This window comes from Perlucidibaca sp., from assembly GCF_057084925.1.
The window spans coordinates 64,338-86,780 of the sequence record NZ_JBXMRC010000009.1; the positions used below are offsets into that span (position 1 = coordinate 64,338).

21 protein-coding genes are annotated in these 22,443 nt (G+C 54.3%); 14 read left to right on the top strand and 7 right to left on the bottom strand.

Annotation, left to right across the window (positions count from 1 at the left end; translation table 11 throughout):
• Nucleotides 1-10: 10 nt before the first annotated feature.
• Entirely contained in the window at nucleotides 11-634 is a 624-nt protein-coding gene (locus AC14IB_RS02715) for a TetR/AcrR family transcriptional regulator (protein WP_484230440.1), read from the top strand.
• Here the strand turns inward: AC14IB_RS02715 and AC14IB_RS02720 are convergent.
• The 3 genes from AC14IB_RS02720 to AC14IB_RS02730 are packed head-to-tail and all read right to left on the bottom strand — an operon-like array spanning nucleotide 612 to nucleotide 6,342.
• A complete protein-coding gene (locus AC14IB_RS02720; RefSeq protein WP_484230441.1) occupies nucleotides 612-3,671 on the bottom strand; it encodes an efflux RND transporter permease subunit in 3,060 nt (1,019 codons plus the stop codon). The two genes, AC14IB_RS02715 and AC14IB_RS02720, sit on opposite strands and share 23 nt — an antisense overlap.
• Entirely contained in the window at nucleotides 3,668-4,831 is a 1,164-nt protein-coding gene (locus AC14IB_RS02725) for an efflux RND transporter periplasmic adaptor subunit (RefSeq protein ID WP_484230442.1), read from the bottom strand. Before AC14IB_RS02725 ends, AC14IB_RS02720 begins: the two co-directional genes overlap by 4 nt.
• Nucleotides 4,828-6,342 (bottom strand): efflux transporter outer membrane subunit, encoded by a 1,515-nt coding sequence (locus AC14IB_RS02730; protein ID WP_484230443.1) that lies wholly within the window; start codon nucleotides 6,340-6,342, stop codon nucleotides 4,828-4,830. The genes AC14IB_RS02725 and AC14IB_RS02730 overlap by 4 nt, the downstream gene beginning before the upstream one ends.
• Before the next feature lie 68 nt (nucleotides 6,343-6,410).
• Here AC14IB_RS02730 and AC14IB_RS02735 point away from each other — a divergent pair, with 68 nt between their 5' ends.
• The 9 genes from AC14IB_RS02735 (at nucleotide 6,411) to nhaD (ending at nucleotide 14,565) form a co-directional block, all read left to right on the top strand.
• Nucleotides 6,411-7,043, top strand: a complete 633-nt coding sequence (locus AC14IB_RS02735; protein WP_484230444.1) for a TetR/AcrR family transcriptional regulator C-terminal domain-containing protein — start codon at nucleotides 6,411-6,413, stop codon at nucleotides 7,041-7,043.
• 10 nt (nucleotides 7,044-7,053) lie between these two features.
• Entirely contained in the window at nucleotides 7,054-7,659 is a 606-nt protein-coding gene (locus AC14IB_RS02740) for a trimeric intracellular cation channel family protein (protein WP_484230499.1), read from the top strand.
• Between the two features lie 91 nt (nucleotides 7,660-7,750).
• Entirely contained in the window at nucleotides 7,751-8,131 is a 381-nt protein-coding gene (locus AC14IB_RS02745; RefSeq protein WP_484230445.1) for a response regulator transcription factor, read from the top strand.
• Entirely contained in the window at nucleotides 8,128-8,859 is a 732-nt protein-coding gene (locus AC14IB_RS02750) for a YaiO family outer membrane beta-barrel protein (protein ID WP_484230446.1), read from the top strand. The genes AC14IB_RS02745 and AC14IB_RS02750 overlap by 4 nt, the downstream gene beginning before the upstream one ends.
• Before the next feature lie 100 nt (nucleotides 8,860-8,959).
• A complete protein-coding gene (locus AC14IB_RS02755) occupies nucleotides 8,960-9,964 on the top strand; it encodes a HEAT repeat domain-containing protein (RefSeq protein ID WP_484230447.1) in 1,005 nt (334 codons plus the stop codon).
• Nucleotides 9,954-11,423 (top strand): glycosyltransferase family 2 protein, encoded by a 1,470-nt coding sequence (locus AC14IB_RS02760; protein WP_484230448.1) that lies wholly within the window; start codon nucleotides 9,954-9,956, stop codon nucleotides 11,421-11,423. The genes AC14IB_RS02755 and AC14IB_RS02760 overlap by 11 nt, the downstream gene beginning before the upstream one ends.
• 35 nt (nucleotides 11,424-11,458) lie before the next feature.
• Nucleotides 11,459-12,310, top strand: coding sequence for a class I SAM-dependent methyltransferase (locus AC14IB_RS02765; RefSeq protein ID WP_484230449.1), 852 nt, complete (start codon nucleotides 11,459-11,461; stop codon nucleotides 12,308-12,310).
• Entirely contained in the window at nucleotides 12,307-13,158 is an 852-nt protein-coding gene (locus tag AC14IB_RS02770) for a PPK2 family polyphosphate kinase (RefSeq protein WP_484230450.1), read from the top strand. Before AC14IB_RS02765 ends, AC14IB_RS02770 begins: the two co-directional genes overlap by 4 nt.
• Before the next feature lie 120 nt (nucleotides 13,159-13,278).
• Nucleotides 13,279-14,565, top strand: a complete 1,287-nt coding sequence (gene nhaD / locus AC14IB_RS02775; protein WP_484230451.1) for a sodium:proton antiporter NhaD — start codon at nucleotides 13,279-13,281, stop codon at nucleotides 14,563-14,565.
• A gap of 359 nt (nucleotides 14,566-14,924) precedes the next feature.
• Here the strand turns inward: nhaD and AC14IB_RS02780 are convergent, their stop codons facing one another.
• Nucleotides 14,925-15,206, bottom strand: coding sequence for a hypothetical protein (locus tag AC14IB_RS02780; protein ID WP_484230452.1), 282 nt, complete (start codon nucleotides 15,204-15,206; stop codon nucleotides 14,925-14,927).
• A gap of 458 nt (nucleotides 15,207-15,664) precedes the next feature.
• Here AC14IB_RS02780 and AC14IB_RS02785 point away from each other — a divergent pair, with 458 nt between their 5' ends.
• From AC14IB_RS02785 to AC14IB_RS02795, 3 genes are all read left to right on the top strand, one after another.
• Nucleotides 15,665-16,069 (top strand): helix-turn-helix domain-containing protein, encoded by a 405-nt coding sequence (locus tag AC14IB_RS02785; RefSeq protein WP_484230453.1) that lies wholly within the window; start codon nucleotides 15,665-15,667, stop codon nucleotides 16,067-16,069.
• 66 nt (nucleotides 16,070-16,135) lie between these two features.
• Entirely contained in the window at nucleotides 16,136-18,370 is a 2,235-nt protein-coding gene (locus tag AC14IB_RS02790) for a VIT and vWA domain-containing protein (RefSeq protein ID WP_484230454.1), read from the top strand.
• 65 nt (nucleotides 18,371-18,435) lie between these two features.
• On the top strand, nucleotides 18,436-19,059 hold the full coding sequence (locus tag AC14IB_RS02795; RefSeq protein ID WP_484230455.1) for a hypothetical protein: 624 nt from the start codon (nucleotides 18,436-18,438) through the stop codon (nucleotides 19,057-19,059).
• A gap of 64 nt (nucleotides 19,060-19,123) precedes the next feature.
• Here the strand turns inward: AC14IB_RS02795 and AC14IB_RS02800 are convergent, their stop codons facing one another.
• Nucleotides 19,124-19,258 (bottom strand): hypothetical protein, encoded by a 135-nt coding sequence (locus AC14IB_RS02800; protein WP_484230456.1) that lies wholly within the window; start codon nucleotides 19,256-19,258, stop codon nucleotides 19,124-19,126.
• Between the two features lie 504 nt (nucleotides 19,259-19,762).
• Between AC14IB_RS02800 and AC14IB_RS02805 the strand changes: the two genes are divergently transcribed.
• Nucleotides 19,763-20,611 carry a LysR family transcriptional regulator gene (locus AC14IB_RS02805; RefSeq protein WP_484230457.1) on the top strand — a complete coding sequence of 283 codons (849 nt, stop codon included), beginning with the start codon at nucleotides 19,763-19,765 and terminating at the stop codon, nucleotides 20,609-20,611.
• A 71-nt stretch (nucleotides 20,612-20,682) separates the two neighbouring features.
• Here AC14IB_RS02805 and AC14IB_RS02810 read toward each other — a convergent pair whose 3' ends face one another.
• Together AC14IB_RS02810 and AC14IB_RS02815 are read right to left on the bottom strand one after the other, a co-directional pair.
• On the bottom strand, nucleotides 20,683-21,600 hold the full coding sequence (locus AC14IB_RS02810) for a nucleotidyl transferase AbiEii/AbiGii toxin family protein (protein ID WP_484230458.1): 918 nt from the start codon (nucleotides 21,598-21,600) through the stop codon (nucleotides 20,683-20,685).
• The gene (locus AC14IB_RS02815; protein ID WP_484230459.1) at nucleotides 21,593-22,357 is read right to left on the bottom strand and encodes a type IV toxin-antitoxin system AbiEi family antitoxin domain-containing protein; all 765 of its coding nucleotides are present in this window, start codon (nucleotides 22,355-22,357) and stop codon (nucleotides 21,593-21,595) included. Before AC14IB_RS02815 ends, AC14IB_RS02810 begins: the two co-directional genes overlap by 8 nt.
• Nucleotides 22,358-22,443 lie beyond the last annotated feature (86 nt).

Consider the following 22,443-nt stretch of genomic DNA (forward strand, 5'->3'; position numbering starts at 1 on the left):
GATACTGCTCATGCCTCGTGCTCCTCGTCAGCAACGCGCCATCGCCACCGTCGATGCCATTCTTGAAGCCGGATTCATCAGCCTCACCCGCCATGGTCTGGCGGCCACAACCACCCGCCATATCGCCGACATTGCCGGCATTGGCGTGGGTTCGCTCTATGAGTATTTTGAAAATAAAGAGGCGGTTTACGCGGCCATGCACGAACGCTTCGTGGCGGAGGTAGTAGCCATGCTGCAGCCGCTGGCCGCCGTGATCGTGAAGCAGGACATCCACGGCGCCGTCACCACCATCATCGGGCGTTTGCAGGCGTTTCTCCGTGAGAACGATTCGCGCTATCTGCATTACGCGCAAAGTGCCATGAGCCTGGAAGTGAGGGTCGGGCTGGACCCAGTGATACGTATCTTGCAGGAGATGATCGTGCACTATGTGATGCACCATCCGGAACTGATGCGGATGCGGCGCATGGCCACGATGAGCTATATCTTCGTCAATGGCAGCATCTTCGTTATCCTGCGCCACCTCACCGAGCCATCCCCCTCGATCAGCACGGAAGAGCTGATCGAGGGGCTGTCGGAAATGCTCAGCCACTATGTGGCCATGGAGCTGCAGCTTACGGCGCCACCGGCCGCTTGATCTTGAACCACGCGGCGTAGAGCGCCGGCACGAAAAGCAGCGTGAGGCCGGTTGCCACCACCAGTCCGCCCATGATGGCGATCGCCATCGGCCCCCAAAACACACTGCCGGACAGTGGCACCATGGCCAGAATGGCCGCCGCCGCCGTCAGCACCACGGGTCGTGAGCGCCGCACGGTGGCATCAACAATCGCATCCCAGGGCGCGACACCCTGGGCGATGTCCTGATCGATCTGATCGACCAGAATCACCGAGTTGCGCATGATCATGCCGCCCAGCGCGATGACACCGAGCAGGGCCACAAAGCCGAACGGCACCTGAAAGATGAGCAGCGCCGGCACCACACCAATCAGCCCCAGCGGTGCCGTCATAAACACCATGAACATGCGCGAGAAGCTCTGCAGCTGCATCATCAACAGCGCCAGCATGACGATGAGCATGACCGGAAATACTGCACCCAGCGCTTGGTTGGCCTTCACGCTTTCCTCGATGGCACCGCCCTGCTCTAAGTGATAACCCGGTGGCAGCTTATCAATCAGCGGCTGCAACGATGGCCAGATCTGCTGCGTGGCATACGGCGCCTGCACGCCATCGACGACATCGCTGCGCACGGTCAGCACGGTGTTGCGATTGCGACGCCACAAGACCGGTTCTTCGAAGGACGGCTCGACCTTGGCAATCTGGCTCAATGGCACCACGCCGCCGGTTTGCGAGAACAGGGCAATGTCGCCAACGCCATTGACGGCCAGACGTTCTTCCGGCGTACCACGTACCACGACATCAATCAGCTCTTCGCCACGGCGAACCTGCGTCACCGGGGCGCCGGAAAGCACAGTTTGCACGAGGTCCGAGATGTCGGCGCTGGTTATGCCGAGCAGGCGTGCCTTGTCTTGGTCGACATCGAGCTTGAGCGAGCGCACTTTTTCATCCCAAGTCAGCTGGGTGTCACGCACGAGCTCGCTCTGTCGCACGATATCGCGCACCTCGTGAGCAATGCGACGCACCTCGTTGGCATCCGGCCCGACCACGCGGAACTGCACCGGGAAGCCGACCGGCGGACCGAACTCCAGACGCAGCACGCGCCCGCGCACGGTCGGGAAAACCTGATCGGCATTGAACAGGTCGAGCAGGCGTTTACGCACAACTTCACGCGCTTCCAGACTGCCGGTTTTGATGACGAACTGGGCGTAGCCCGGATTTGGCAGCTCCGGCTGCAGCGAAATGTAGAAGCGCGGCGAACCAAGGCCGGTATAGGCGGTGAAGAACTCGATGTCTTTGTCTTTGGCCAGAATCGCTTCCAGACGCTTGACCTCGGTCTGCGTCGCTTGGAATGACGCACCTTCCTTGAGACGCAGTTCAACCAGCAACTCCGGACGCGAGGCGGTGGGGAAGAATTGCTGCTGCACCAGCTTCATGCCCAGCATTGAGGCCACGAACAGACCGACCGTGGCGACCAGCACGCGTTTGCGATTAACCACGCAGTAATCCACGAGCTGACGCAGCTTACGATACACCGGCTTGTCGTAAGGGTCGTGATGCGCCCTCTCGGCCAGATTTTTGGGCAACAACAGCACGCCCAGATACGGCGTGAACACCACGGCCACGAACCACGACACCATGAGCGCAATGCCAACGATCCAGAAGATGCCGCCGGCGTATTCACCCGAGGTGGATTTGGCGAAGCCCACCGGCATGAAGCCGGCGATAGTGACCAGCGTGCCGGTCAGCATCGGGAAGGCGGTGGAGCTGTAGGCGAAGGTCGCGGCTTTCACGCGATCCCAGCCCTGCTCCATTTTTACCACCATCATTTCCACGGCGATGATGGCGTCGTCCACCAGCAGACCGAGGGCGATGATGAGCGCACCGAGCGTGATGCGGTCGAGCTGCCAGCCGAACGCCAGCATGATGACCGCGACAATGCCCAGCACCAATGGCACCGACAAGGCCACGACGATGCCAGTGCGCCAGCCGAGGAACAGGAAGGACACCGCCAATACGATGACCAGCGCCTCCAGGAAGGACTTTTCGAACTCCCAGACCGAATCAGCGGCGACCTTGGGTTGGTCCGCATACTTGTCGATCTCGATACCCACCGGAAGGTCGGCACGAATCTTCGCCAGCTCGGCATCCAGATCCGCACCCAGCGTGAGGATGTTGGCATTGGGCGACATGGTGACGCCGATCGCGAGCACCGGGTGGCCGTTATGGCGAATGGTGAACGACGGTGGATCTTCGTAGCCGCTGTAGATCTTGGCGATGTCGCCAAGACGTAGCAGATTGCCACCGGCCTCGATGCTGATTTCCGAAATGTCTTTAACGGAATGCAGGCTGCCATCGATGCGGGTAAATAGACGGTCGCTGCCAGTATCAACAAAGCCCGAGGGCTTCACCTGATTCTGCTGCGCGATAGCCTCGAACACGGCCTGCGCCGGCAAGCCCAGCGCGGCAAGACGCCGACTCGACAATTCGACATAAATCTTCTCGGCCTGCTTGCCGAGGATATTGACCTTGTTGGTATTCGGCACCGTCTGCAGGCGGCGTTTGATCTGCTCGGCAAACTCCTGCAGCTCTGCCTGAGTCACGCCATCGCCGCGCAGGGCATAGAGCGTGGCATAAACATCGGTGTATTCGTCGTTATAGAACGGGCCACGCACGCCAGCCGGAAAATCGCCCCGGGCATCGCCAATTTTCTTGCGTGCCTGATACCACAACTCTTTCAATTCGGCGCCGGAGTTGCGGCCGTTGATGGTCAGCGTCATACCGCCGTAGCCCTGACGGGCAAAACTCTGCACATAGTTCAGACCGGGAAGCTCCTGCACGGCCCGCTCCATGCGATTGAGCACCTGATCCTGCACTTCCTGCGCAGTCGCACCGGGCCAGACCACCACGGCGGTCATCGCCGGCACATTGAAGTTCGGATCTTCCAGGCGGCCGAGCTGGCGAAACGAAAACACGCCCGCCAGCAGCGAGGCAATCATCAGGAAAATCACCATCGCACGATGGTTTACCGCCCACTCGGAGAGGTTGAAACCCTTCATGAACGGTCCCCTGCGCTCTTGGGATTAGCACCGAGATCAAGCCCGGCACCGCTGCGCTCAACCGCGCGCACCGGCATCTTCGCATCCAGCTTTTGCACGCCGGCGATGACCACCTGCATGCCGTCCTGCAAGCCCGTCACCGTCACCGTGTCATTCTGGTAGGACAGCACGCGGACGCTTTGCCGCGACAGGCGCGACTGCTTGGCCGGCACCACCCAGACCGTGGTCTGACCCTGTGCCTGCATCAGTGCCGATGCCGGCAGGCGAATAGCGCTGCTGGCAGCCGAATGACCGGCACCGACCAGCGTGACCTGCGCGGTCATGCCAAGTCGCAGCTGGGCACGATCCTCCGGTGATACATCGCGCAAGCTGAAACGGGCGCGATAGGTGCGCAGCGGCTGGCTCGCGGACGGCGCGATCTCACGTAATGTGAGCGCAAAGCGCTCTGATGGTGTGCCCCAGACCTCGGCCTGCGCCTGCTGCTTTGGCAAACTGGCGACCAGTGCTTCGGGGATATCCGCCGAAATTTCAAACTCGCCCTGGCGTGCCATGGCCACAATGGGCTGGCCCTCGCCCACGACCTGCCCGGCTTCAGCGCGGATGGCGGTCACTACACCATCGTAAGGCGCAACCAGCGTGGCATAGCGGGCACGGTTACGCGCCAGCTGAACCTGTCGGCCAGCCTGCAAGGCACGCGCCCTGGCGGCATCGGCACGCGCTTTCTGGCGCTCGTTATCGGCCACACTGACCGCGCCATCGGCAACCAGCGCCGCGAAGCGCTGCTGATCCAGACCAGCCTGATCGGCATCGACCTTGGCGGCTGCGGCCTGATCTTCGGCTGCCGACAGCGCCAGCGCGTAATCACTGGCATCCAGTTGCAACAGCGCCTGGCCCTGGCGCACGACCTGTCCAACCTCGACCAGCCGCTTGCCAATGCGCCCGCTGGCCTGAAAGCCGATCTCGGTGGCATACCGCGCCGACACCACGCCAGGCACGCTGCGAGCATCCGATTGGGCCTGGCTTTTCACCGTCATGACCAGCACCGGATGCGCCAGAACCGGCGGCGCTGCCTCCGTGGAGCACCCGTGCAGAAACAGAGTGGCTACGATACTGGCGGCAGGAATGGTCAGGCATCGCGGAAGCGCAAAAAAGGAAATCATGACTGAGTACTCGTCTGGATGGCGGGGGTGACGTTTGCCGGTGTTACGTTGGCCGGTTTGGTCGCAGGTGTTTGCCAGCTGCCGCCCAGCGCCTTATGTAGCTGGATGGTGTTGAGTGCACGCTGGGCCTCACTCTCGACCAGCGACTGGTCAGCCGCCAGCGTTGCCCGCTGCAGCGTCTGCAGCTGCAGCAGATCAATCTGACCGGCGCGATACAGGCTCTCGCCATGCCGCAGGGCTTTGTGTCGCGCCGCTGCAACCGCGGTCAGCAAGCCACTGCGGCGGCGCTCATCGTTCAAGGCTGCCAGGCTGACCTCGACTTCTTCGACGGCCGTCAGGATCAGTTTCTCGTAATGGATCAGCGCCTGCTGCTCACGCGCAGTCTGCGCCTCGATGCCGGCCCGCACTCGGCCATTAAACAGCGGCGCCGAGAAAGCCAGCGCCACGTTCGAGTAACGCACGGGGGCCAGTGCGATACTGTTAAGCGTCAGATCCTGGCCGCCAAACACTGCATTCAGAAAAAATTTCGGTAAATAATTCAACCGCGCTTCCTGAAGCCGGTCACTTTCTGCCGCCAGCTGCTGCTCGGCAGCCCGCAGGTCGGGTCGCCGCGCCAGCAGCTCAGCCGGCTGACCGGGAGCGACAGGACCGGGGTCCGGCCATTCACCCAGCGTCGACGCCGGGACGGTATCAGGCAAACTCGGGTCCTGGCCCATGAGCACCGCTAGTCGGGCCTGGGTGGCCACCACCAGGGTCTGCAACGGCGGCTGCAAGGCTTCGGTATTCAGCCGTTCGCCGCTGGCCAGCTCCACATCCAGCTCGCTCGCCATGCCGGCAGCAAAGCGCTTGCGCGTCAGCTCCTCGGTTTTGCGCAGCGTTGCCACAATGTCATTGAGCAGGAGCAAGCGCTCGCGTGCGCCGCGCAGGATGAAATACTGACGGGCGATTTCGCTGCTCACCAACAGGCGCGTGCCATCGATGCCCGCCTCAGCGGCCAGCAAATCACGCCCGGCAGCTCGGCGTGCGGTCCGGGCGGCGCCGAACAGGTCCAGCTCCCAGCTTAGATCCAGTGCCACCCGCGTGCTTTCTGTATCGGGTGAACCATTCTTGAAGGGTGCCGGCAAACCGCTGCGGTTGTCAGCTTGCGACCCGGTCAGCGCCAGCGAGGGCAGCAACCGGGACTGCGCAGCGGTGGTCCCGGCTCGGGCCTGCTGCACTCGCGCCAGCGCCAGGCGGGCATCGTGATTGCCGGCCAGCCCGCGCGCGATGAGCTGATCCAGCACCGGGTCCTGGAACACTTGCCACCAGTTACCGTTTATCGCTGCCGTAGCCGCCGCGCCTTGCTGATAAGCCGGCGATAACTTTACCGCCGGCTTCAAAGGCGTCCCCGAACAGGCCGCGAGCACAAAGCCGCTCATCGCCAGCAAGAAAAGTCGTCGCCAGAGCACGGGACGCGCCGGCGGCGCCGGACGCAACAGGAAACGATTGCAAATCGACAGAGCTGAACGCATGCTTTGACCATTAAGTGGACTTAGGCGTATAGTAATATTGCCGATTTACTGGACTGTCAAGTAAATAAATGAGCGACGTCATCAAAAGCAAGCGTGGCCGCCCCCGCGACCCGGAGCGCATGAAGCGCGTCATCGAGAGCGCGTCACAGCATTTTCTCGAGCAGGGATTCGATCGCGCCAGCATGGAGTCGGTAGCGCAGAATTCTGGTGTGTCGAAGATGACGCTTTACAACTACTTCCCCAGCAAAAGCCTATTACTGGAGGCCTGTGTGGGTTGTCGAACCGATGCTATGTTTGCATCGATTACCGAAAGCGAATTGGATCCCTCAAAGCCGAGGCAAGCACTGACACTGATTGGCACACAATTTCTCAGTCTCATGCGCGCAGACGATGTCATCCGCCTACATCGTATGTTGTACGGGCTTGCGACATTGCATCCTGACGTGTGTGCGGGTTATTACAAAGCTGGCCCAGAACGCGTCAACAACTTAGTGTCTAACTTTCTATCGGCATCGGTTTTGGCTGGAAAGTTGCAAGTTAATAACATACCCCTAGCCTGTGATCAGTTTTTATCGCTATTTCTTGGAAGACCCCACTTGCGAGCCACGTTGGGTCTAGGCATTCCTGATGCTGCACAAGATCAATACTTGGTGCAGGAAAATGTGAATTTATTTTTGGCACGATACGGTATAAATCACTGAGAAACTCATGCTGTTATCGATTATCTACCTAGTAGCCATTACGGCCGAGGCCATGACAGGCGCACTTTCTGCAGGTCGTCGCCACATGGACCTGTTTGGCGTCATCATTATTGCCTGCGTTACGGCCTTGGGCGGCGGCACCTTGCGGGATGTCGTGCTCGGGCACTATCCCGTTGGTTGGGTGGCTAACCCCGAGTACCTCTTAATTACGGTTATTGCCGCGTTAGTCACGGTGCTGCTTGCCCCGGTCATGCACCATTTCAAGCGCGCCTTTTTGGTACTGGATGCGCTCGGTCTGGTTGCCTTCAGTTTAATTGGTTGCGCCATTGCCCGTGACATGCAGCTTTCACCGCTGATCTGCATGATTAGCGGCATGATGACCGGCGTGTTTGGCGGCGTGTTACGGGACGTGTTGTGTAATGAAATTCCGTTAGTGTTTCAAAAGGAGCTCTATGCGGTGGTCTCGTTACTGACTGCTGGCGCTTATTGGTTACTGTTGGAGTGCGCTGTATCGCCCAATCTCAGTATTTTTGCCTGTTTAATTGGCGGATTTTGTTTGCGTATGGTTGCCATTTACAAAGGCTGGGAAATCCCCAAGTTTATCTACAAAGATTGAACACTTGGGCGACAGCGCGCTTACAAGTTAATCAGTAATTTCATTGCATACTGTTAGCAATTGAGCAAATTTTGCAATCAAGGAGCTCGTCATGTCCTCCCCTCGGGTTGTTCTTGTCGAAGATGATGAAATGTCTGCTCAGTTGGTGCGTTTCATTGTGCAGCGCCAAGGCTTTGATTTTACACATGTCGCTGATGGTCAAAAAGCGCTGGACATGCTGAGTAGCCAGGAACCACCGGCTGCGATCATTCTCGATTGGTTACTGCCCTTTGTCGATGGCATGGTGGTACTTGAGAATATTCGCCAATCTCCCACCTGGGCGCACGTGCCTATTCTCGTGCTCACCGGCAAGACTCGTGAGGAAGACATTGTGAAAGCCCTCGATGCCGGCGCCAATGACTTTATTGCCAAACCTTTTCAGCCCGCAGAGCTCGCTGCCAGACTCAAGCGCATCGTGCGAGTCGCGCCATGAAAGCCCTTATTTGCTTTTGCTGCCTGCCTTTAACCGCGCTGGCAGATACGGGTTGGGTCGAGCTCAGTGCCGATTATCAGCACTACAGCAAAGGCCTGAGCGCTGCACAAACGCTCAGCGTGGCGGGCTCTTTGAAACAAGCTACGCGCACCCTGTATGGCGAGGTTAGCGACTACCAACGCGGTAAGGCGCATGATACTCCCATTCAGGTTGGGGCCTATCAATCGATCACAGCCACCGGCAGCCTGCACGTAGAAGGTACATGGACTGCCAATCCGCTGATTAAGCCCAAACATCAAGCCTACTTGAGCTGGTATCAGTCTTTGCCCGGCGGATGGACTGTTGAGCCCGGCTATCAATGGACCAGCTACGAGACTGTTTCAGTTGAAAAGGCCAGCGTGGTTTTCGAAAAGTACGTCGGTTCATATCGTTTGGTTTATGGCGCAGGGCGAGTATCACTGGCTGGCGAAACCGCGTTCAATCATCGCCTGCAAGCGGATTGGTTTTATCGTGACCAAGACAAGTTGAGTGCTGGCTTTGCCTTTGGTGACGACCAAGAGGTATTACCGAATGGCCAAGTCATTCAAACCCCGGTGCGCAACTATTTTGTGGCAGGTGCTCATAGTCTAAACCCATCGTGGCAGCTGCTCTGGCAGCTGCAGCATACCGATCAAGGCGACATTTTCCGGCAGCAGGGAGCACGTCTTGGAATTCGCCACCAGTTCTGACGCTACGCTCAGTAGTGTTCTTTACTTCACTCTCAGCTTCTTTTTCGCAAGTGCTGTCAGCCTGTTATTTTGTTTTTTTATGCGGATTAAGCGCCAGCGTATGGAGATTCGCTCCGCTAAAGTCGAGCAACAATGGCGAGAGTTTTGCTTTCAAGCGCTCATGGTCCAAGAGCCTGAAAAGCTGCCCCCGATGGATCAGCGTGACCTCTACGACTTAGTCGAAATGTGGCTGCAAACCTTTGACCGCATTCGTGGCGCAGATGCTGCCAAAGGCCTGATTCGGCTCGGGCAATGGCTGGACTTTGAGAACCGACTGCTCCCTTGGCTCAAATCAAACACCATAGATGAAAAGCTACTCGCCATCATGGCACTCGGCTTACTGAAAGAGCGCCGGGCATTGGATGATATCCGTGAGCGCATCGATGACCCTTACCCACTCATCTCTCTCGCGGCCATGAAAGCATTTATGGAAATTGAGCCGGAACAAGGCTTGCCTGAGCTCTTAAAACGAATAGACACCCCAGGCTGGCCTATTGGTCGAGTGCGCCAACTGATCAGTGCTGCACCGCGTACCTTGCAGACGCACTATGTGACCTTGGCAGCAGAAACACTGAGCGAAGCGCAAATGCCCAAGCTCTTTGAGCTGATCTACGCCCTCGCGCCTTCAGAGGCCAGTGACGCAGCTAAGCTTGCCTTAAGACGGTTCCCCGACAGCGCGCCACTACTACTGGTCATTATTAAACACACCACAGACCCGCTGTTTATACCTTTGGTCAGAGCCAGCTGTAAAAATACGCTTCCAGCCGTTCGTCATGAAAGCCTTAACGCCTTGGGGCGTCTGGGCGATCTGCATGACAAAGCACAACTGATCCATACGCTCAATAGCGACACTTGGTTAAATCAACAAGCCGCCGCACACAGCCTCATGAGCATCTTGAATGAGCCTACGGCCGCTCAAGCTATCATGTCTGTGCTGACAACAGAGTCAGCACGCCTACACTGGTCAGAGTTACTCTTCCATAAAGGTTGGCTGGCGCTAGAAATCGAATCCATATGGGTATGTAGCGACACCACCCCACGAGTTCAGGTGGCCTATGATGGTTGAGTGGTATTGGGTCGCACCGGCCGCTATCGGCTTTGGTTGGCAAGGGCAATTAATTAATGGCCTGTTCTGGTTCTTTTTGATTTATCAAATCATTGTGGGTACGAGTTATATCTCGCTGAATATTGTTGCACTGTATGTGGTGAAAAAAAGTACACGCGGGGGCAAAGACCTGCACTTGCCGCGCGTCTATGAAAGCAGCCTGCCTGGCGTCAGCATATTGCTCACGGCTTATAACGAAGAGCAGCTCATTGCCACCTCAGTTCGTTCCCTGTTGCAGCTGGATTACCCATTGTTTGAATTGATTGTGATTCATGATGGCGGCAGTGACGACACCCTCGGCGTGATGCAACGCGAATTTAATATGTATCCCTGCCCCTATGCGTTTGAATACGCGGTGTCGTGCAAACCCATTAAACAGGTCTACCGCTCCCACAACCACCCCAACTTAATCATGGTGGATAAGGCCAATGGCGGCGGTAAAGCGGATGCCAACAATGCCGGTATTAACGTAGCGCGTATGCCGCTGTATTGCGGCATGGATGCCGACTCCATTTTGGATCGCGACAGCCTGCTGCGCGTGGTGCGAACTTTCTTGGAGAAGCCCAATACCATCGCGGCCGGTGGTAGTGTGCGTATTGTTAATGGCTGCCAAGTCCACGATGGCCGCCTCATCAAAACGGGACTACCACAGTCGTGGTTATCGCGAATTCAGGTGCTGGAATACTTGCGGGCATTTCTCTTCGGCCGGCTGGGCTGGTCGCGGCTGCAAGCCTTGCTCATCATCAGCGGCGCGTTTGGCGTGTTTAAACGTGAAAATGTCATTGAAGTGGGCGGCTACCTGTCAACTAGCCTAGGCGAAGACATGGAGTTGGTGGTGCGTCTGCACCGCTACGCGCTTGAAAAAAAGCGCCCCTATACCATCAATTTCGTTCCCGATCCGGTGTGTTGGACAGATGCCCCGGAAGATCGACCAACCCTGCGTAAGCAACGCATACGCTGGCAACGCGGTCTTTTAGAAACCTTGTATGCCCATCGCAAACTGTGCTTTCAAAAGGGCTCTGGAAAAGTGGGCTGGCTGGCCTTCCCATTTATGGTGATTGTGGAAGCGTTGAGTCCCATCATCGAAGTATTGGGCATGATTTTCACTATTTTGCTGGCGTATTTCGGCTATTTGAATGTCGGCGCCAGCTTACTGTTCTTAGCTGCCGTGGTCGGTTTGGGCTTGCTCTTGTCCTCACTGGCCTTGGTGCTGGAGGAGCGTAGCTTTCACGTCTACCCCAGCTTTAGAGATACCGCCACGCTGTTCCTCTGGGCCGTACTGGAGAACTTTGGTTATCGCCAAATGAATTCGTGGTGGCGCTTGCAGGGCACTTGGCAATGGTTGCGAAAATCGGAATCGAAATGGGGTGTGATGGTTCGTAATACATCGTGGATGACAGAGAGCACACCCTCCAAGTAATCTCGGGACTTATTCACTCATAGAGCCGTATCACTATGCCCCGCGATAACCCGGAACTGATTAGCCCCACCGCGCACTACACCGGAACGGTCTGGTTACACCATGGCTTATCGCACCCCGCATTTGCGACCCTTCAGGGGCAGGCATTTTACTACGCGCTTAAAGCGCCTATGGCCGCAGCTAAACTATTGGGCGGCCCCACGCTAGAAGCGTTTTTACTCGCTCGACATCGCCTGATCGATTTGCAACTTGAACGCGCCATAGAGTCGGGTGAAATTTCTCAAGTCATCGAAATTGCAGCAGGCTTATCCCCTCGGGGCTGGCGCTTTGCATCGCGCCATCGCAACCGAATTACCTATATCGAAGCCGACCTTGTAGACATGGCTAAATACAAGCACAGCTTGTTGCAAGCGGGCGGCCTGAACTCAGATCAACATCATGTCCGCATCATCAATGCACTCGCGGATACCGGCGCTGACAGCTTGGCTGAAATTGCCGCCAAACTCGACCCGAACAAGGGCTTGGCCATTATTACGGAAGGCTTGGTGAACTATTTCGACACGCCGACTGTCGAGCGCATGTGGGCGCGCTTTGCGGGTGTGCTCAGTGGCTTCCAACATGGGCTGTATTTATCGGATCTACACATCAAGGCCAATAACCGCGGCCCCGCCACACGCACCTTCATGAGTTTGCTATCGACCTTTGTCGGTGGTCGTGTGCACCTTCACTTTAAAGATACGGGTACGGCCGAAGCCGCACTCACACAGGCTGGATTTAGCCAAGGCGTATTGCTAAAGCCCAGTGAGTTTCGTGAGCAGCTTCCGGATTGCCGCCCCCCCGGTGTGGATGTAGTTCGCGTGGTCTGCGCCAGAACGGTTAGCAAATGACTAGCTCGCTACTAACACGCTGGGCCTGGAGTGAGGGGCGGCCAAACCCAGACAAACTCGCCACGGCCATGTCCAAAGCTGATTTAGCGGCGCTACCCGAACTGTCTGAGTGCCTAGACGGTTTATCTGAAGCCCAGCGTAAATTACACGCGAATGGGCAGCACGCCGTTTTACTGATTCTGCAAGGCTTGGATGCCAGTGGTAAAGACAGCCTTCTGCGTACCCTGGCACAGGGTCTGGATCCGGCTGGCTTTCGCGTTTACTCCTTTGGCCGTCCCAGCCCGGAAGAGCTGAAACATGACTTCCTGTGGCGCGTCATTCCTAAGCTGCCGGCCTTTGGGCAAGTAGTGGCGTTTAATCGTAGTCATTACGAAGCCGTGCTTGCCGAGCGTTTGCTGCCGGGTGCTGAAACCAGCAAACGCTTTTGGCAAGCGCGCTACCGCAGCATCAATGCCCTCGAAAAACACTGGCAGGACCACGGCACACAGATCATTAAGGTCTGGCTACATCAGTCGGAGGCTGAGCAAAAGCAACGCTTGCTGAAACGCTTAGATGAACCCAGAAAACGCTGGAAATTTGACCCTTCCGATCTCGGCACCTTTGCTCTGCGTGAGCCCTACCTCAGTGCCATGGCCGATATGGTAGAGGCAACCAGTACGCCTGATGCACCTTGGCACCTCATTCCAGCCGACAGTAAAGCGCAGGCACGAGCGGCCGTTGCGGGCATGTTACGGGAGCAGTTAAGCCAACTCGCACCGGAATATCCCGACAGCGACCCGGCGCTCGACGCACGTTATCGTGCCCTACTCTCGGCTGGCAAGGCAGCAACTCCGGAGACCAACAGCTGAGCACAGATCTGTCAGTGATCACCAAGACGAACGGTAGGCCTTCTGGCCTACTTTAGCCCAGTTCCAAGCTTAGAATGTGCTATCTCAAGCCTTATCAAAAGCACTCAATTCGGGAACACCATGATCACTGCACTGATTTTAATCTTTGTTTTAGCCTACCTAGCCATCGCGCTTGAGCATCCCCTTAAAGTCAATAAATCCGCCTCAGCGCTAGTAGGCGCAGGCTTGCTGTGGACGATTTACGCCATCGCCACTAACAACACAGACGTTGTCAGCCATGAGCTGTCAGAAACACTCATCAGCACCGCGCAGATTGTCTTCTTCCTGATTGGCGCGATGACTATTGTGGAAGTGATTGACGCGCACAATGGCTTTGAAGTGGTTACCCGAAACATCAAAACCACCCAACTCTCCTCATTGATGCTTTTGGTGGGTGTGGTGACATTTTTTCTTAGCGCCATTCTCGACAACCTCACCACCACCATTGTCATGATCTCGCTGCTCAAGAAACTCATTAATAAGCACAGTGATCGCCTGCTCTTTGCGGGGATGGTCGTGATTGCCGCCAACTCGGGCGGTGCCTGGTCTCCGATTGGCGATGTCACCACCACCATGCTGTGGATCGGCGGCCAAATCACCCCAGTCAATATTATTCAGGGCGTGTTTTTGCCCTCGATCGTGAACCTCGCGGTCCCGCTCGCAATAGTCAGCTTCATGCTACGCGGAAAGCCTGTTGTGGCGCCCGCCCAGCCGGTTAATTCGGCCACGGAAAGCTCAACGACGGCGCTAGAGCGTAATCTGGTGTTCTTTCTGGGCCTCGGAGCTCTCGTCTCCGTGCCCATCTTCAAAACCGCCACGCATTTACCCCCCTTTATGGGCGTGTTTTTCGGCTTAGGTATTCTTTGGCTAGTCGCCGACCTGCTGCATCGCAACAAGGCTGAAGAAGACAAGCAACACCTGACGCTAGTGCATGCGTTAACCCGTATCGACATGTCATCCATCGTGTTTTTTATTGGTATTCTTTTGGCGGTAGCGACCCTTGAGCACTCGCACGTCCTCACTGATTTAGCGAGCTGGTTAGACAACACCCTAGGCCGCCTAGACATCATTGTGTTTTTGATTGGCGTTGCCAGCGCGATTGTCGATAACGTTCCCCTCGTGGCTGCTGCCATGGGCATGTACAGCCTAGAGCAATTCCCCACCGACAGCTTCCTATGGGAGTTCTTGGCTTACTGCGCGGGCACCGGCGGTTCGATTTTGATTATTGGCTCCGCTGCAGGCGTCGCTGCGATGGGCTTAGAAAAAATCGAATTTGTTTGGTATGTGAAAAACATCAGCCTGTTGGCATTGGCCGGCTATATTGCGGGCGCTCTGGTTTACGTACTTCAGTTTAACTTGCTGCATTAAGCAAAAACCCTCGCCAGTCAGCGACTGAGCGAGGGTTTTCTTTGTTAGCCATGTGCTTAGGCGTGATTTGGAGGAGAAGGAGGGATTCACTACACTATTAAAATCAGTATCTTAAAGATAAAATATCTAATTATACCAACAAAAATACCTACAAATAAAAAGCGCACTAAAATTGAAAATTTAATGGTCTGATCACCAAATTCATAAGACCAAGGCTGAGGACGGATTGTGTCAGTCATAAAAATCAGAAAAGTCAATAGATGCCGCTTGTGTGCTGCCCAGATTTCACATGCACCAAAAAGTGACTCATGTCTAAGCCAAGGTATCTTCGACATCCAAAACAAAAATATAGCCCTGAATCAGTCTGCAGGGAAAAATAACCATCTGAAGTTTTTAGCAACAAATTCCAAAACCATACTAAATGCCAATCCGCCATAAACCAATTGAAGAATCATCCAATTTGAATTGGCTATTGCTTCATACCAAGGCACAACCATCAACGTAGCTGGGAAAAAAGCTATAGATATCGCAGCTGCAATAAATCCGAATTTATCGAATATTAAATCGATAGATAGCCACATCCCGTATAGGGAGCATAAAAATGCAACCATATATCCAAATATTGATACTACCAAAGACATACAAACTCCTGAAAACTATGAACGTTATGTTTTATTAGATTTAAAAAGTGTCCTACATTTGCTGCTGCCACGGCTCTGGCCTCAAGGAAAAATCTCTTAATTTTAAAACGAATCAAGTCAGAGAACTTTTTGTCGTAGTAAAGTCGCCAGAGATGCGCTTAACCGTTACTCTCCTATCGTCTAAATCAGTCAGCAACAGATGACTCTTGGATGCTTGGGTGGAATCCCCTATGAATCAGCACAGCAAGTCCCTAAAGAGGCCTCTCGGGCTCTTAACGAACCGCGAGTTCTGAATTAATCATCACCGTACTTCCTTGTTAATTGCTAGTAACTATCTGCGCTAGAACTAAGCAAAACAACCCTGTTTTACACATCGACCACAGACCAACAACGGTTTGACACTAGTCAACTTTATTGACAGCATTATTATCACTATCGCTGTCAATGAGATCTAAGCCATGGCAACTGTGTTCAGTTTGCAGCAACTGGTCGAACTAACCGGGCTGCCACTACGAACGATTCGCTACTACATACAACTTGGCTTGGTAGACAGGCCGGAGGGTGAGCGACGGACTGCGACTTACCACCAGCAGCATTTGCAGCAGTTGCTCAGCATCAAGCAATGGAGTGATGCCGGTTTGTCGCTAGAGCGGATTCGGGGGCTGATTGCTAATCCGCAACAAGTGCTCTCGCATCTACCGGAGCAGGCCCTACCAGGAAGCATCGCCGTGATTCGACAAATCACACTGATGCAAGGGTTAACGCTCAATGTGGATGCTCACAGCGCCCAAGTGAGTGAAGAGCAGTTACAAGCCCTTGCACGTGCTGTGTTAGCGGCTTGGCAAGACATTAAAGCGCCATAAACGGCAAGGAAAAGCACCAAAAACAGCCATGACCAACATGGCTATTTAGGACTCAGGAGCATCAATATGAAATGGTTATCTGAACTTTCCGCACACACTCAAATCGAAACGGCACCACATAAGAACGCGTTTAAAGGCATCGATGGCACGCTTGAGCTTAAGGGCCCATTGGCTGAGGTCAGTCTGAACTTTAGCTATGAAAATACCGGTGACGACGATCTTGAATTACATCTAATTTTTCCCTTGGCAGCAGATGCGGTGTTGCTGGGTGTTGACCTTGAAATTAACGATGAAGTCTTGCTTGGCAAGATTCTTCCCGCGGACACCGCCGAACAAGATTACGAAGACGCCATCAGCGAAGGCAATACGCCGGTGCTCATAGAGCGCCTTCCTGAAAACCAAATCCGTATGCAATTGGGTAACTTGATGCCCGAAGAAAAAGCGGTCGTCACCTTACGCTACGCACAGTGGGTTTCGCCGAAGTCCGGCGAATGTAAGTTCACGCTACCCACGACGATTGCTCCCCGCTTTGGTGCTCAGCCCATAAGCCACGGGCTGCCACAGCAGGCGAGCCAAGATGCTTTAGTGGCATATCCAATTTCGCTATATGTAAAGTCAAATATTGAGCATCACCGTGATTTAACTTGTCCCTCTGGCCATAACTTAACGGCGCTTGCAGATCCAGCTATTGAATACAACTACAGACTGCCAGCTAGGGGAGAATACTGTTTCTGTGGGTTGATGAACCGAGATCTCGTCATCACGTGGCAATCGCCAAGCACTGTCGGTCAGGCTCTACTGATCTCTCCAGATCAGCCTTCAGACCACGCGGCGTTGTTGGCTCAATTCGAACTTCCAATAAGCGCTGACTTACGTCAGCAATCCAACCCCGTAACCCTAAAATTACTCATTGACTGCTCGGGCTCTATGGCGGGTGACAGCATGGTGGCCGCACGTGAAGGAGCCTTGCATGCACTAACTCAACTTCGCGACGGAGAACATTTCGCCGTCAGCTTGTTTGGAAGCTCAGTGGAGCCAATGACGCAAGGCCTGCAGGTATGGAGTTCCAAAAATCGCGCTTCTTGGCGACGCGCCCTAGCCAATGTGGACGCTACGCTGGGTGGCACCGAAATGGAATTGGCGCTTAAACATTGCTTGGCAATGGGCGATGCAAACCTCGAATCATCGGGCAGTGACATCCTGCTTATTACCGATGGCCAAGTCAACCACATCGACGCCATGGTGAAAAAATTAAGCAAAGCCAAGCATCGCGTATTTGCTATTGGCGTTGGTCATGCGCCAGCTGAGACACAATTAGCGGCACTGGCACTCGCGAGTGGTGGCGAATGCCTTTTAGTCAGCCCCGGAGAAGACCTCCGCGTCAATATTGAACGTTTAATGTCGCGCATGCGCGCTGCACAAGTTCGTGATCTTCAAGTGCTGTTGGCAGATAACGAGGCACACTGGCTAGCCGATCTTCCCCAGCGCGCTCCTGCAAATGGAGTCTTTCAGCTTTACGGGCTGCTAAACCGTTCGAGCTGGAATGGGCAACTCATCGTTAGCGGAAATATTCAGGGTAAAAACCAGCTCTGGCGAGTAACGCTACCCACACAAAACACGACATCGGCGGCGGCCTCAACCCTTGTGCATTATCAGCGTGTTACCACCCTCCCTGCTAAGCAACAAGCTGCGTATGCCCAGAGTTACGGTCTATTGACCAAACACACGCGCTTACTGTGCGTATACGAACGTGCTGAAAACAAAAAAGCAGGCTCGATGCCGGTGCTGGATGACATTCCGCACATGACGCACTTAACAATGACCCGCATGAGACTGAGTCCATCTGCGAGTTATGACGAATGCTTCATGGAGATGCTCGACAGTCCGATGGCTTTACCTCAGTACCTTGAACTTAATATCGCCAAACGTGAGCGTCATTCGGCACCCAGGGGAACACACGCCGAATCACCTTCAGCCCTAATCAGTTGGCTATCTGCTGCCCCTTCGCTCGAAGTGCTCTGCGAGCGTATGACACACATGGAAATGGAAGGTCTACCCGAAGCCTTTAGAAACGTACTCTGTGTGGCTGACGATGAGCGTCGGGGCCAATTGATCTTAGCGTGGCTGACGTGGCTCTTTGACAAGCATCTGCCCCCGCAATTCGAACGTTTGCTTCATGAATGGGAGAGCGTTTACGAGCTCGCATCACCAAGGCGGCTAATGAACGCCCTCACCCGCCTTCAAAAACAACTACCTACCGGCCCATGGCTAACTGAATTCAATAGCCGCCTTAAACACTAAAAACTGAATACCCCCAAATGCCCCAAGGAAATCCTTGGGGCAATCATCCTGCACGGAGTTACACCATGAAAAAACTACTGCTAGCCACCTTACTCATGTCTTCTTCAGCCTTTGCTGATAACTCAGCGCTAACTGCCGAGTTCACCGCCGGCTACATTCCCATGCAAGATGTGAAACTTAAGGCGCTTGGTGTCGCGGCAACATTAGAGAACGATGGCTACTTCTTCCGCGCTGCCTTAAATGATGGCAAATTTCGAGCGTTTGGCAGCATGCAACAAGTCGAAGGCTCAACCTGTGGCACCGTTTGTATAAGCCATGAATTGACTGAAACCCGCGGCGGCCTAGCCTTCACTGCGCTGGATAATGGTCAACTTAAAGTCGTTCCCCGTGTGGAATATGTGACGTTGGAGCGGAATGTTGATGGAGATGTTGCAGACGTCAATGGTGTCGCTTTTGGCAGCGATGCCACACTAACGCTGGCACCAAATCTGAATATTTTTGGCGGCGCTAGCTACATCAAGTTAGACGATTACAAAGGGCCTGAACTAATTCTTGGTGCCACATTAAAAACGGAAGTGGTTAACTTAGTGGTGGAAGGGCGCCATGTAAAACTGAAAGATTCAGCAAACGACCTCGAATTTACTAGTAACGAGTTAAAACTGGGTCTACAAAAATCGTTTGATTTTTAAGCTCAACGTGTGAGCTAGTCCAAATTTAGTGGTCAACTACCTTGCCGATCAAAGTTAAGTATGGTCACTGGCGAAAGGCAAGGTATCCCACTTGGTTCATCACCAAGCGCAATGCTTGAGAGAAGGAGATGCCGGCTTCAACCATCGAATCGTCCTGCGCACGAACAAAGTAGGTTGCCGCACTGTCGTGGATAGGCATGTCATCCGTACTCAATCGCTTATGGATATATTCCGTTGCCGGAAATAGGAACCCAGCGGGCACTTGCCCTAAAAAAAGGGGGCAGCTTCAGTCGAACTTGGCTAGGGTGATACTGGGCAAAATACTGGCCATAAAGACAAATCTGTAGGGCGTCGGTAGCTTGTCAAGCAGACAGTCAGGTTTATATAGCTATCTCATGACAAGCCTTGTCGCGCTGCAGGGCATCAAATTTCAGTGGAGATATCCTTAGCTGCGTATTTACTGATGTGTCCAGAAAGCTTCCATTTTAGGTGATTTCACCATGTCATTTAAACACTGCGGGTCTTAATCCCTGACCCGAAACTACTGAATCACCTCACCGTTACGAATTAACCACGCTTGATTTACACAAAAACAGCAAAATCAGCAAATAAAATTCCATAAGATGGATTTATACAAAATATCTATACATTACAAATACATGACATCACTTGATAAGTAATCCAAGGATTGGAGCCACCGCCAATGGAATTGCGCCACTTACGCTACTTTATCGCCGTTGCTGAAGAGCTGCATTTTCAACGCGCCGCAAAACGACTGCACATCGAGCAGTCGCCTTTATCGCGCGCCATCAAAGACCTCGAAAATCACTTGGGTGTCAGGCTTCTGGAACGCACCACACGCTGCACAACCATCACAAAAGCAGGCCAGGTTTTCTTGGCCGAGTCCCGGCGAATACTGGCTGCCGTTGAACAAGCAAAATCAGCCATCAAGTCTGCTTCGCTTGGCTACAACCAGCAGCTGCGTATCGCCATCACCGACGGTGTGCCGCAGCATCGTGTCAGTACCTTGATTAGCAAGCTTCGCCAGCACAATCACGAGCTGGATGTGCGGCTATATGAAATGACACCGAACAAGCTGCAAGAGGCCATTCACAGTCACGAAATTGACCTGGGCCTTGCATTGGTTGCCCCCGAAGATCCTGACATTGAATCAGCGCCACTGTGGCACGACGGACTTTGCGCACTACTACCTGATCATCACTCGTTGGCACGAAGCCATGATTTCACCATAGCCGAGTTGAGCAGCTATCCACTGATTCTGCCGGCTGCGAAGGGTGTGAACTCAGTTCATACGCAAATTCATCGCTTGGTCAGGCAGACCAACAAGCATGTGAATGTTGTCCAGCTCACGGATAGCATCAACTTGATGATTACTCTGGTCGCATCGGGTCTCGGCATCGGATTTGCCTCTATGGCACAGCTCAGCGGGCATGGCCAAGATGATGTCGTGATCAAGCCATTGACAGGGCACTCTCCGGTTATCACGACTTACATGCTGCACCAATCCCTCTCGCGGTTCTGCCGTTCATGAAATTGCTGGAAGATGACATACCCGCACTGCCGAAGCTTGCCTAGCCAGAGGCCAGACTATCAATCACTCAATCAGAGCCCGAACAGCGCCGTCAGCTGCGCCGATTGACGATTGAAATCATCCGGTCGCTTGCTTTGGAATGTCTGAAGGTTAGCGAGTTTCCAGCGAAGTGCTGGGAGCTCTTCTGCATGGGGGCAAGTCAGTAACGACCAGTCAGGTTCTGCTTGTGACAAACCCGAGAGAAAGCGCTTCTGGTTCATGGTCAACCGCTGCGGAATCTCCGTTCTTAATCGCTTTCTGACGGCGAGCAACTGTTCCAATTTCACTTCCTCGGTTGTCATGCCAACGAAGTTGTCTCGGTACTCCAAGCTGATGTCTTTGTCATTGCCGAACAGGACTTCATGGATCGGCCGGTTGTGGCCCGCCAGATAGGTGACGAAGCACTCCAGTGTTGCGTCGCTCAATCCGTCCTGTTCAAGCATCTGCATCGCGTCGAACAAATCGCGTGGATGCTGTCTGTCCATGGCCGCCACCAACTTGCTGCCATACAACTCAGCCGAATTCAGCACGGGCAATATGAGGTCAACCCCAAACAAATCAGAGGCACGCTGACACAACGGCTGGCGCACGATGGGCATGACCGTGCCACGGAACACGATATTGACCTCAATCTTGACCAGAGCGTCTTCGTTCGACACTAACAACTTGGTTTCGCCTTGATCATTGGCGGCAATCCGCTTCACAGCCAGACCACTGCTCTCCAAGCGAGCGGCAATTCCATCAAGCTCATTGGCTATTTCCCGCAGTGCTTCATCACGCAGCGTGAGATGAGGGACATAGACCACATCAATATCGACAGACAGTCTCGGCATGTCGCGCAAGAAGAGGTTAATGGCTGTGCCACCCTTCATCGCGAAGATAGTGTTAGCAAAGATCTCGGGTGCGACCTGCAACAGCAGGCGAACGGTGTCCGCGTAAAACTTATCCATGAGGACTCAAACTCATCAAATTGCCATCCTTGAGACGGGTGACCCAACGACTGCTACTGCCAACCGGGATTGAATACATCGACAACAACGCATCGACATCAAGCAGTTCGGTTTCCCGCGCCCATGCTAGGAACAAACGCACTGTCTTCACGCTGGTACAGCAGCTCAGCAACTGCCCCATCACGGCTACGCGCGGGCTGCGAAGACTCTCGAACAATGCCATCGCCTCTTCGACGCTTTGCTTGGTGCCAACATCGTGCAGCAGCTCCAGCACAGCACGCTCCGGCACGGAAACGACCAGCCCCTCAGTAACGCCCGGTGGCGTATGTACTGTTTTGGCATCAAGGCCTGCTTGCTGTGACCAGTCAAAAAGCTGAGCGCCGACATAGCGCGCTGGAAAAGGCGTGGTGAACCATGTTGGCAGCGTGTAGGGACGAACATCCCCCCAAAGCACGAGCGTTTCGCGTCGCGCCAGGTTGTGACGAACGCCCTGCAAGGCCAGTGCTGACTTGCCCGCGAGATGCAAACCCGGCACTCGATGTTGCAGCAGCTTGATGCCACCATGAGCTGACCAGTCATCGCCGGCGAAGGCATATACACCCTGCCCCAATCGCACCAACCAGCCGCTCTCGACATATTTGGCTGCGAGAACAGCACTGATACCCAGTGCTTTGAGGCCGTCCAGATCAAATGGTTCACCGCGTGGCATGGTGACCTGCAGCGTTTTGATTAGATTTGTTCGAGAATTTATAGTCATAGGCTAAAAATAGCACACTTTCTAAGCATTACATGCAGTGCATGATTAGATTTCGCATTGGAATTATAGCCTAGTTATAATTTTAG

Coding starts and splice junctions, on each gene's coding strand:
- AC14IB_RS02790 (WP_484230454.1), top strand. CDS start 16,136: ATGAAATGGTTATCTGAACTTTCCGCACACACTCAAATCGAAACGGCA.
- AC14IB_RS02795 (WP_484230455.1), top strand. CDS start 18,436: ATGAAAAAACTACTGCTAGCCACCTTACTCATGTCTTCTTCAGCCTTT.
- AC14IB_RS02750 (WP_484230446.1), top strand. CDS start 8,128: ATGAAAGCCCTTATTTGCTTTTGCTGCCTGCCTTTAACCGCGCTGGCA.
- AC14IB_RS02755 (WP_484230447.1), top strand. CDS start 8,960: ATGGAGATTCGCTCCGCTAAAGTCGAGCAACAATGGCGAGAGTTTTGC.
- AC14IB_RS02785 (WP_484230453.1), top strand. CDS start 15,665: ATGGCAACTGTGTTCAGTTTGCAGCAACTGGTCGAACTAACCGGGCTG.
- AC14IB_RS02730 (WP_484230443.1), bottom strand. CDS start 6,342: ATGCGTTCAGCTCTGTCGATTTGCAATCGTTTCCTGTTGCGTCCGGCG.
- nhaD (WP_484230451.1), top strand. CDS start 13,279: ATGATCACTGCACTGATTTTAATCTTTGTTTTAGCCTACCTAGCCATC.
- AC14IB_RS02735 (WP_484230444.1), top strand. CDS start 6,411: ATGAGCGACGTCATCAAAAGCAAGCGTGGCCGCCCCCGCGACCCGGAG.
- AC14IB_RS02720 (WP_484230441.1), bottom strand. CDS start 3,671: ATGAAGGGTTTCAACCTCTCCGAGTGGGCGGTAAACCATCGTGCGATG.
- AC14IB_RS02725 (WP_484230442.1), bottom strand. CDS start 4,831: ATGATTTCCTTTTTTGCGCTTCCGCGATGCCTGACCATTCCTGCCGCC.
- AC14IB_RS02770 (WP_484230450.1), top strand. CDS start 12,307: ATGACTAGCTCGCTACTAACACGCTGGGCCTGGAGTGAGGGGCGGCCA.
- AC14IB_RS02800 (WP_484230456.1), bottom strand. CDS start 19,258: ATGCCTATCCACGACAGTGCGGCAACCTACTTTGTTCGTGCGCAGGAC.
- AC14IB_RS02810 (WP_484230458.1), bottom strand. CDS start 21,600: ATGGATAAGTTTTACGCGGACACCGTTCGCCTGCTGTTGCAGGTCGCA.
- AC14IB_RS02745 (WP_484230445.1), top strand. CDS start 7,751: ATGTCCTCCCCTCGGGTTGTTCTTGTCGAAGATGATGAAATGTCTGCT.
- AC14IB_RS02765 (WP_484230449.1), top strand. CDS start 11,459: ATGCCCCGCGATAACCCGGAACTGATTAGCCCCACCGCGCACTACACC.
- AC14IB_RS02780 (WP_484230452.1), bottom strand. CDS start 15,206: ATGTCTTTGGTAGTATCAATATTTGGATATATGGTTGCATTTTTATGC.
- AC14IB_RS02760 (WP_484230448.1), top strand. CDS start 9,954: ATGATGGTTGAGTGGTATTGGGTCGCACCGGCCGCTATCGGCTTTGGT.
- AC14IB_RS02715 (WP_484230440.1), top strand. CDS start 11: ATGCCTCGTGCTCCTCGTCAGCAACGCGCCATCGCCACCGTCGATGCC.
- AC14IB_RS02815 (WP_484230459.1), bottom strand. CDS start 22,357: ATGACTATAAATTCTCGAACAAATCTAATCAAAACGCTGCAGGTCACC.
- AC14IB_RS02805 (WP_484230457.1), top strand. CDS start 19,763: ATGGAATTGCGCCACTTACGCTACTTTATCGCCGTTGCTGAAGAGCTG.